The sequence below is a fragment of the Streptomyces sp. SBT349 genome (assembly GCF_001083795.1).
Classification (GTDB): domain Bacteria; phylum Actinomycetota; class Actinomycetes; order Streptomycetales; family Streptomycetaceae; genus Streptomyces.
Genome location: NZ_LAVK01000304.1, coordinates 1 through 9,041, shown reverse-complemented (window position 1 = coordinate 9,041; position 9,041 = coordinate 1). Strand labels below are relative to the sequence as shown.

At 73.7% G+C, this 9,041-nt stretch carries 6 protein-coding genes; 3 read left to right on the top strand and 3 right to left on the bottom strand.

What is annotated here, in order from left to right; genetic code table 11:
• Together ADY01_RS27820 and ADY01_RS27815 are read right to left on the bottom strand one after the other, a co-directional pair.
• Positions 1-1,183 (bottom strand): MFS transporter (locus ADY01_RS27820; protein ID WP_049579024.1); only part of this gene is annotated, 1,183 nt, incomplete at its 3' end.
• 27 nt (positions 1,184-1,210) lie between these two features.
• The gene (locus ADY01_RS27815; RefSeq protein ID WP_078900671.1) at positions 1,211-1,951 is read right to left on the bottom strand and encodes a CGNR zinc finger domain-containing protein; all 741 of its coding nucleotides are present in this window, start codon (positions 1,949-1,951) and stop codon (positions 1,211-1,213) included.
• Between the two features lie 360 nt (positions 1,952-2,311).
• On the opposite strand from ADY01_RS27815, the gene ADY01_RS27810 reads away from it, so the two are divergent.
• Positions 2,312-2,914 (top strand): hypothetical protein, encoded by a 603-nt coding sequence (locus ADY01_RS27810; protein ID WP_049579019.1) that lies wholly within the window; start codon positions 2,312-2,314, stop codon positions 2,912-2,914.
• A gap of 146 nt (positions 2,915-3,060) precedes the next feature.
• On the opposite strand, the gene ADY01_RS27805 is transcribed toward ADY01_RS27810, so the two are convergent.
• Positions 3,061-4,983: an alpha-L-fucosidase gene (locus ADY01_RS27805; protein ID WP_049579018.1), complete on the bottom strand. Its 1,923-nt coding sequence runs from the start codon at positions 4,981-4,983 to the stop codon at positions 3,061-3,063.
• 156 nt (positions 4,984-5,139) lie between these two features.
• On the opposite strand from ADY01_RS27805, the gene ADY01_RS27800 reads away from it, so the two are divergent.
• Together ADY01_RS27800 and ADY01_RS27795 are read left to right on the top strand one after the other, a co-directional pair.
• Positions 5,140-7,134 carry a family 20 glycosylhydrolase gene (locus tag ADY01_RS27800; RefSeq protein ID WP_053171283.1) on the top strand — a complete coding sequence of 665 codons (1,995 nt, stop codon included), beginning with the start codon at positions 5,140-5,142 and terminating at the stop codon, positions 7,132-7,134.
• A gap of 105 nt (positions 7,135-7,239) precedes the next feature.
• Positions 7,240-8,460 carry a cysteine desulfurase-like protein gene (locus ADY01_RS27795; protein ID WP_049579016.1) on the top strand — a complete coding sequence of 407 codons (1,221 nt, stop codon included), beginning with the start codon at positions 7,240-7,242 and terminating at the stop codon, positions 8,458-8,460.
• Positions 8,461-9,041: the final 581 nt, after the last annotated feature.

The following is a 9,041-nucleotide window of genomic DNA, read 5'->3' as shown; positions in this document are numbered from 1 at the left end:
GGGTCGGGGTGCGCGGGCGCGCCGGCCGTGCCCGCCGGGAGCGGCCGGCCACCAGGGCGAGCGTGAGCGCGGCCAGGCTGAGCAGCCCGCCCGCGAGCGCGGTGCTGCGGACACCGGCGCCGGCCAGCAGCACGCTGCCGGTCAGGGCCCCGGCGGTGATCCCGACGTTGAACGCGGTGGACGAGCCCGCCGCGGCCAACTCCAGGTTGCCGGGGGCGACCTGGAGCACCCTGCTGGCCAGGGCGGTGGTCAGCGCGGCGAACGACAGCCCGGACAGCGCGACCAGCCCGGCCGCCGCGACCGGCACGTCCCCGACCGCGTACAGCCCGATCAGGGCCGCCGTCTGCACGGCCACCGGGAGGACCACCGCCGCCCCCGCGGCGCGGTCGACGAAGTGCCCGCCGACGGCGACGCCGACGACACCCGCGATGCCGCGCATGAGCAGGAGCGGCCCGATCGCCGCCGCGGAGAAGGCACTCACGCCGGTGAGGAACGGGTCGAGGTACGTCAAGGAGGTGAACGCCCCGGTGACCGCGAGGACCGTCACCGCCATCAGCGTCGCGTACTGCCGGGCGTCCGGGGTGGCCGCCCGGGCGGCGGCGCGGTCCTCGCCGGGCGTGGCGGGCAGCAGCAGCGCGAGCGCGACCAGCGCGAGCAGGCCGAGGCCGCTGAGCGCGAGGAAGGACGCCCGCCAGCCGGCCTGCTGGCCGAGCCAGGTCCCGGCCGGCACGCCCAGCACGGCGGCCAGCGAACTCCCGCCGAACACCACGGCGAGCACGCGGCCCTGCACGCGCGGGGGGAACAGGCTCGTGGCGGTCGACACCACCACCGCCCAGAACAGCGCCTGGCTCAGCGCGGTGACGACCCGGGCGGCGAGCAGCACCGCGTAGCCGGTCGCCGCGGCCGAGACCCAGCCGCCCACCACGAACACGCCCAGCAGGACCGACAGCAGGAGGCGGCGCGGCACCCGGCGGGTCACCTGGGTCAGCGGGATGGTGGTGAGGACGACCACCAGCCCGTAGCCGGTCACCAGCAGACCGACGGCCGACTGGGAGGTGGACAGGTCGGTCGAGATCAGCGTGAGCAGGCCGATGGGCAGCGTCTCGCCGGTGACGTAGAGGAACGTCGACAGCGACAGCGCCATCAGGGCCCCGATCGCTCGTGCCCTGCCGTGTCCCTTCATGGCTTGCAACCCCCTTACGCCTTTTGATCAGTAGCTCTGTGACGGTGACGGTGACGGCGGCTGTGGCCGCGGCTCGGCCGCCGGCCGTTCCAGCCGTTCCAGCCGTTCCGGGCTCTCCGGGCGACCCGCGCGGACGGCACGCCTGCGCTCGGTGAGGCGGCGGGCCTTGACCTCCGCGCCGCAGTCGGCCATCCGGCACCACTTGCGCGAACCGTTGCGGCTGCGGTCGAGGAAGACCCAGCCGCAGCCCCCGTTCTCGGTCGGGCACCGGCGCACCCGTGAGACGTCCGCGGTGCGCAGCAGGTCCAGCGCGCTGTCCACGGCGCGGTCGGGCACGAGCAGCGCGGGAACGGTCCCGACCGCGAGCCGCGCCGGGGCCGCGCCTCCCGGCTCCGGCGCGAGCGCGGAACGCCCCGCCGCGGCCACCCAGCGGCTGTGCAGCCGGTCGAGGGCGGCGCTTCGCTCCCCCGCCTCGACCGGCGCCAGGCCCGCGGTCGCCAGCAGCCCGACGTACAGCGACTCCCGGATGTCCCGGGTGGCGGCGAGCGCGGCCTGCGCCGCCCCGGGGGCGCGTTCCCACGCCTCGGCCACCGCCTCGGCCTCCGCGTCCCCGGCGAGGCCCGCCCGGCGTGCCCAGACCAGCAGCGCGGCCGGGTCGGCGAGGTGGTCGTGCGGCTCGGCGCCGGGCGCCGGCGCCCCCCGTTCCCGGGTGTTGACCAGATCCATGGCCGGATGGCCACCCACCAGCGGCACTTCGGATACATCCATGCGCGGACGCTACCATGTAACTCCATTTTACCGGTAGCGAACTGGCGCGGACTGCGGCACGGTGACGCCCCGCGAAGACCGGCACCGCCCCTCGCGCCGTGTCGGGTGGTGCGTCCGTGTCGCGGCCCTGATGAGGAGCCGATGACACTGGCTCGCCTGACGGGTTGACAGGAAAGGCGGCTGGGCTTTTGGTGTGACTCGCGCGAGTCGAACACCGGCCGAATGTCAGGGATCCGACGTCGACGGGTGCTGATCCGGGTCGGCGAAGCGAGGCGCACACACCTGCCGTCCCGCTCGGCCGACCTGCCCTCACCGGGTCGTGCCGGGGGCGCCAGGACCCCCCACCGAGGAGGACATGACATGACGGTATCCCGCCGCAGGCGCATGGCCGTGACCGTGCTGACGATCGGCGCGCTGGCCGTTCCGGCCGTGGCCAACGCGGCCCCGGCCCCCGCTCCGGCAGCACAGGAGCAGAACGCGGCGGCCAGCATCTCCTGGACGCTCGTCCGGGCGCAGAACCCCACCCAGGACCAGAGGGAGGCGTACGCACTCATCACCTCGGCGATGAACGCCGCGGTCGCCCGGTACAACGACCTCAGCGACCTGGGCAAGACCATCACCGTCCACTACAACCCGAGCGTCCCCACCGCCGACGGCAACATCAACGGGACGATCCGTTTCGGCAACCGGAGCTACATGACCGAGCGGACCGCCCTCCACGAGATCGCTCACACCATCGGCGTGGGCCAGAGCGGCGGCTGGAACTCCCTGTCCAGCGGCGGCACATGGCGCGGTGCCCAGGCCACCGCGCTCGTGCGGCAGTACGACGGGGGCAGCGCGTCGATCTCCACCGGCGGCGGCCACTTCTGGCCGTACGGCCTGAACTACGACAACGAGTTCAGCCAGACCAACGCCGACCGCCACGTCCACGTCGTCGCCGCCATGGTCGCCGACGGCATGTGACGGACCGCGCCCGATCCGTGGAGCCCCTCGCCGCACAGGCGATCGTGATACCCGGCCGCCGCGAGGCGGCCGGGCCGCACTGCTCCGGGCGAAGGGGAGGACAGCCGCACATGCCCGCCGCCGCGCGCCGTCGGGGCGTCCGGCCGTCAGTCCGCGCCGGTTCCGGCCCCGGTGGGCGGCACCGTCAGGTAGAGCCCGGCGAACGCCAGGCGGGGCGTGGCCCGAGCCCGCCGGACGCGGACGCGCAGCCGCCGGGCCGTCACCGGTTCGGGGAGGACGAGGATGCGGCTGTAGCCGATCGTCGACCCCTCGGCGGCCGTCACCCAGCCGCCGCCGGCCCACGCCTCCACGGAGAACTCCTCGACGCGCTGGCCGCGCGTGATGTCCTCGCCGAGGCGTACCTGGTCGAACGTCACCGCCCGCGGCAGCGTCAGGTCCACATGGCCGGTGGCCGACCCGCCCGGCGGTGACCATCCGCTGCCCAGGGCGGGGTCGGTCAGCGCGGCGATCACCGGGTCCGCCCGCCCGGGGGCCAGCAGATTGGTGCCGTAGGTGGCCTGGACGGCGGTCCTGAAGGCGGTGAGCGACTCCACATCGGCCCGTGCGACGCGGCCGTCGGGGGCGGGCGGCACGTTCAGCAGCATGACGGCGTTGCGGCCCACCGAGCTGAGGTAGCGGTCCATCAGCTGGGCGGGTGTCTTGGGCGCCTCGTCGGGGTGGAAGAACCAGCCGGGCCGCAGGGAGAAGTCCGCCTCCGCCGGGAACCACTGGAGGAAGCGCACCTCGGGGCGGGTGAGCACCTCCCGCGACCCGATGTCCTCGGCCTGGGCGCCGCCCGGGATCAGGCCCTCGTTGTGCACGGTGTCCGGGTCGGCGGTCGCGGGCACGACGCTCCACTCGGTGGTGCGGGCGACGCCGTCCTCGTTGCCCACCCAGCGGGCGCCCTGCGGGCCCGCGAAGACCACGGTGTCGGGCGAGAGCGCCCTGATGATCCGGAACCAGGTGGTGAAGTCGTAGGGCTGGCTGATGCCGGACGCGGCCCACGGGTTGGCGCCGTCCAGCCACAGCTCGTCGAGGGGGCCGTACTCGGTGAACAACTCGTAGACCTGGTTGAGGTAGTAGGCGTCGTAGTCGTCCACGGTGACGTCGAACGAGGGCAGACGCCCGGCGCGCACGGCCTCGGCGCGGTCGTCACCCTCGACCAGGGTGGGGATGGTCCGGGCCGTGGGAGGGCTGCCGTTGCCGAACCGGCCGTGCCCGGCGGGCGGGGCGGGGGCGTCCTCCAGCGTGGCCCGTTCCGCGGACGACCGCTCGGACTCCGGCCTGGCCCGCACCCAGGGGATGTAGGTCTCGGCGTGCCAGGCGTGCGGGAGTTCGGCCCCGTCCGAGGGCGAGAGGTAGACCCCGACCCGGAGCCCGCCCGCCCTGGCCGCCCGGACGACCGAGCCGAGGACGTCCCCTTCGGGGTTGCGGCAGCCGGCGTCGCGCACCCGCCAGTACGCCGACGGATCCTCCCCGCGCCGCGCCCCGGCCGCCGCCCGCGCCCGCGCCGTCTCCTCGGCGGTGGCCTCGTCGCAGCTCGCGTCCCGGGTCCACCAGGGGCTGGCGACGACGGAGTGGCAGGTGTAGCGCGTGGGATAGAGCGTGAACCCGTCGTGGTGCTTGGCGGTGAAGATGATCAGCTCGGCGCCCATCGCCCGGTACGCGCGCATCCACTGGTCGACATCGACGCGTCGGGGGTCGAAGCGGGCCTCCTCCTCCATGCCCGAGCCCCACTCGCGGTCGGTGAAGGTGTTCATCCCGAAGTGGCCGAAGCCGATGATCTCCCGCTGCTGCCAGGCGACCTGCGCGGGGCGGGGCACGATGTGCGCGGCCTTCTCGACGATCCTCGCGGCACTGTCGCCCGGTTCGACGGGCATGACGGGGGCGGGGCGGACGCGGGTCGCGGTGGCCGCGCCCTCGGCGCCGCTCGCGGCCGCGGCCGTCCCGGTCGCCAGTCCGCTCGCCGCCACCGTGCCGGTCAGCGCGGCCAGCGCCTCCCTGCGGGACATGGTGAACCTGGATGCCATCCGCCGCTCCTCTGCTCGCCGGTGCCGTGCCGTGCGGGTGCTGTGCCAACGTCCTGGCGTCCACCGGCCCTTGCGCCGATCTTGACAGGCACCTGTCGGTCAGGGGCAGAGTAGTAAGCGGTTGCTCCGCCGGGGAAGAGGCAGAGGTGGTCTTCGATGCGACTGTTGCGTGTGGCCGGGGTCGCGGTGGCGGCGCTGGCGTTGTTGGCGGCGCCGGTGCCGGCGGCGTCCGGGGCGCCCGGGCCGGCGGACACGGCGAGTGCCGTGCCGGAGTCCCCGGCGCGGTCGGCGGTGCCCGAGGTCGTGCCCGAGGTCGTCCCCGCCCTGACCGAGTGGACGGCGCGTCCGGGCACCCTCCGGCTGACGCCACGTTCACGGATCGTCGTGCGGGACGAGGCACTGCGGGCCGATGCCGAGACCTTCGCCCAGGAGGTGGCCGACGCCACCGACCTGCGGCCACGGGTGGTCACCCGGGGGCGCGCGGCGCCCGGGGACATTGAACTGGTGCTCGACCGCTCCCGCCGGCAGGGCGACGTTCTGGGCCCGGAGGGCTACGAGTTGACCGTCGCCGACACCGTCCGGGTGACCGGTTCCACGGATGACGGGGCGTTCTACGGCACCCGCACCGTTCTCCAGATGCTGTCCGGTGGCGTGACCCTGCCCCGCGGCCGGACCGTCGACCGGCCCGCGTACGCCGAGCGCGGCGTCGGCGTCTGTGCCTGCTACGTCCATGTCTCGATGGAGTGGTTCGAGCGGCTGATGCGGGACATGGCCCATCTGAAGCTCAACCAGCTGTGGATCGAGGCGAAGGTCGCCAGCGACGCCTACCCGGGCACGGCGTTCTGGGGCTACTACACCAAGGACGAGGTGCGGCAACTGTCGGCGCTGGCCCGCAAGTACCACATCACGCTGGTCCCCGAGATCAACTCGCCCGGCCACATGGACCCGTACCTGGAGAACCACCCCGAACTCCAGCTCACCGACGTCGACGGAGAGCGGTCACCGTCCCGTCTCGACATCACGGAACCGGCGGCGTTCGACTTCTACACGGGCCTGCTGGACGAGGCGCTGGAGGTGTGGGACACGCCCTACTGGCACATGGGCGCGGACGAGTACATGCTCGGCTCCGAGTACGCGGCGTACCCGCAGATCGCGGAGTACGCGCGGGAGAGGTTCGGCCCGGAGGCGGTGGAGCAGGACGCGTTCGTCGACTTCCTCAACCGCGTCGACGGCCATGTGCGGGAGTCGGGCCGGACGCTGCGGATCTGGAACGACGGGCTGACCGGCGACCACACCATCCCGCTGAATCCGGACATCGACGTGGAGTTCTGGCTCGGCGAGCCGGACCAGCCGCCGTCCTCGCTGCTGGCCGACGGGCATCGGGTGATGAACGCCGCCTACGCGCTCTATCTGGTGCGCGGCGGCTTCCACATGGACACCCGGGAGCTGTACGAGAGCGGGTGGACTCCGCTGCGATTCGAGGGCGAGACGTTGCCGGAGCGGCATCCGGGCCTGACCGGCGCCAAGATCACGCTGTGGCCGGACACGGCGTCCGCCGAGACGGAGAACGAGGTGGAGGCCGCCGCGTTCATGCCCCTGCGGTTCATCTCCCAGGCCACCTGGGGCAGTCCGCGTCCGGCGGACACGTATGACGGGTTCGTCGAACTGGCCGAGCGGATCGGCCACGCGCCCGGCTGGCACGACGCGGACCGTCACCCGCTGCCGGACGGCACCTACGCGCTCACCGTGGCCGGCGGCGACGAGCGGCTGACCGCGGCGGGGCCCGAGGCGGGTGCGGAGGCCGCGTTCGGCGCTGCCGCGACCACCTGGGCGCTGACCGGAACGCGCGACGGCTACTACCAGGTCCGCGCGGTCGGAGGCGACGGCGCCGCCACCGATCTGTGCCTGGACGTCGTGCGGGGCCGACGGTACCTCGGCGCGCCGCTGGAGGCCGGGGCCGTGGTGACCCAGGAGACCTGCTCGGAGGAGGCCCGGACGCAGCGCTGGCAGGTGACGGCCGACGGTGGCGAGGTCCGCCTGGTCAACGCCATCAGCCAGCTCGGGCTCGCCCGCCGGGACGACGGCACCGCCGTGCAGCAGGCACCGGACCGGCAGCCCCCGGTGGCGCTGCGGCCGGTGGCCACCGGCTGAAGCGTGGCCCGTGCCGTGCCGGGCTGCCGCTGCCGTTGCCGGGCCGGGGCCGGGTCCCCGTCCGGGGCGCCCGGCGCCTGCCCTGAGTCGGAAGGAGTGTCCGCCATGACCTACGACGTAGCCGCGGTCCGGTCCCGGATTCCCGCCCTGAAGGCCGGGGGTGCCCACTTCGACGGACCGGGCGGCACGCAGACGCCGCAGCCCGTCATCGACGCCATCGGCGCATCCCTGGCCGCCCCCCTCTCCAACCGGGGCGCCGGCACACCGGGGGAGCGAAACGCCGACGGCATCGTCGCCGAAGCCCGGCAGGCGATGGCCGACCTGCTGGGATCGGATCCTTCCGGCATCGTCTTCGGCCGCAGCGCCACGCAGTTGACCTATGACTGCGCCCGCACGCTCGCGAAGACCTGGTCCCCCGGGGACGAGGTCGTCGTCACCCGGCTCGACCACGACGCCAACATCCGGCCCTGGGTCCAGGCCGCGGCGACCGCCGGAGTCACGGTCCGCTGGGCCGACTTCGACCCCGCAACGGGGGAACTCACCCCCGAGCACATCACCGCCGTCCTCACGGAGCGGACCCGGCTGGTGGCCGTCACCGCGGCCTCCAACCTCATCGGCACCCGCCCCGCCATCGACGAGATCGCCCGGCTCGTCCACCGGGCCGGCGCCCTCCTCTATGTGGACGGCGTGCACTGCGCCGCCCACGCCGCCATCGACGTCGGGCGGCTCGGCGCCGACTTCTTCGTCTGCTCCTCGTACAAGTTCCTCGGTCCTCACCTCGGCATCCTCGCCGCCGCGCCGGACCTGCTGGAGGGGATGCGGCCCGACAAACTGGCGCCTTCCACCGACGCGGTCCCGGAACGCTTCGAGCTCGGCACGCTGCCCTACGAACTCCTCGCGGGCGCCCGGGCCGCGGTCGACTTCCTCGCCGGGCTCGGCACCCCGCCGCCCGGCACCCGCAGGGAGCGGCTGGCCCATGCCTTCGCGGCCCTCGAAGAGCACGAGCACGCGCTGCTTCGGCGGCTGGAGGAGGCGTTGACCGGCTTCGGCCCCATCACCCCGCACGCGCGGGCCGCCCACCGCACACCGACACTGCTGCTCACCTTCGACGGCCGCGACAGCGCCGACGCCTACCGGTACCTCGCCGAACGCGGCGTCATCGCCCCGGCCGGGTCCTTCTACGCGGTGGAAGCCTCCCGCAGACTCGGCCTCGGGGACACGGGAGGACTGCGCGTCGGCCTGGCCCCGTACAACGACGCGCAGGACGTCGACCGGCTCCTGGAGGGCCTGGCGGACTTCCTGACCCCACACCCGAACTCGGCCTGATCCCCCGGCGGTCCCCGCTCGCGCGGGGAGGACCGGCCGAGCAGACCGGCTACGCCTCCGGTGTCGAACCACCCCCGCTCGCGCGGGGAGGACGGCGTCATGAACGCGGTGCCGTACGTGCTGGCCGAACCACCCCCGCCTGCGCGGGGAGGACGCGCGCCCGACCTCCATCTGTGCGACGCCGACCGAACCACCCTCGCTTGCGCGGGGAGGACCAGGCGCCCGATCGCGTCACCTGCCGTATCCACGAACCACCCTCGCTTGCGCGGGGAGGACACTTCCTGAGCTGTGGGGTTAGAGGGGGTTTGCCGTTTCGTTATCGGCTGGGTGTGGTGCTTTGTTGCGTGTCTGGGGTGATCGCATAGCTGCGGATTCTACGGTTCGGGGCTGTCAGCGGTTGGTGTGTTCGGGCCTTTGGGTGCCTGAGCCGCAGGGTGACGGCTTGTCCAGTTCGCGGTCCGCGCGTGATGGGCTCTGCTTGCTTCGCTTCTGCCCTGCAACATGCGATGCGGGTTCACGTGCGTAGGAGGCGTGCCAGGTTGGCGATGCGGTGAAGGGGGGTGAGGTCGGGGGTGGGCGGT

Coding starts and splice junctions, on each gene's coding strand:
- ADY01_RS27815 (WP_078900671.1), bottom strand. CDS start 1,951: ATGGATGTATCCGAAGTGCCGCTGGTGGGTGGCCATCCGGCCATGGAT.
- ADY01_RS27810 (WP_049579019.1), top strand. CDS start 2,312: ATGACGGTATCCCGCCGCAGGCGCATGGCCGTGACCGTGCTGACGATC.
- ADY01_RS27805 (WP_049579018.1), bottom strand. CDS start 4,983: ATGGCATCCAGGTTCACCATGTCCCGCAGGGAGGCGCTGGCCGCGCTG.
- ADY01_RS27800 (WP_053171283.1), top strand. CDS start 5,140: ATGCGACTGTTGCGTGTGGCCGGGGTCGCGGTGGCGGCGCTGGCGTTG.
- ADY01_RS27795 (WP_049579016.1), top strand. CDS start 7,240: ATGACCTACGACGTAGCCGCGGTCCGGTCCCGGATTCCCGCCCTGAAG.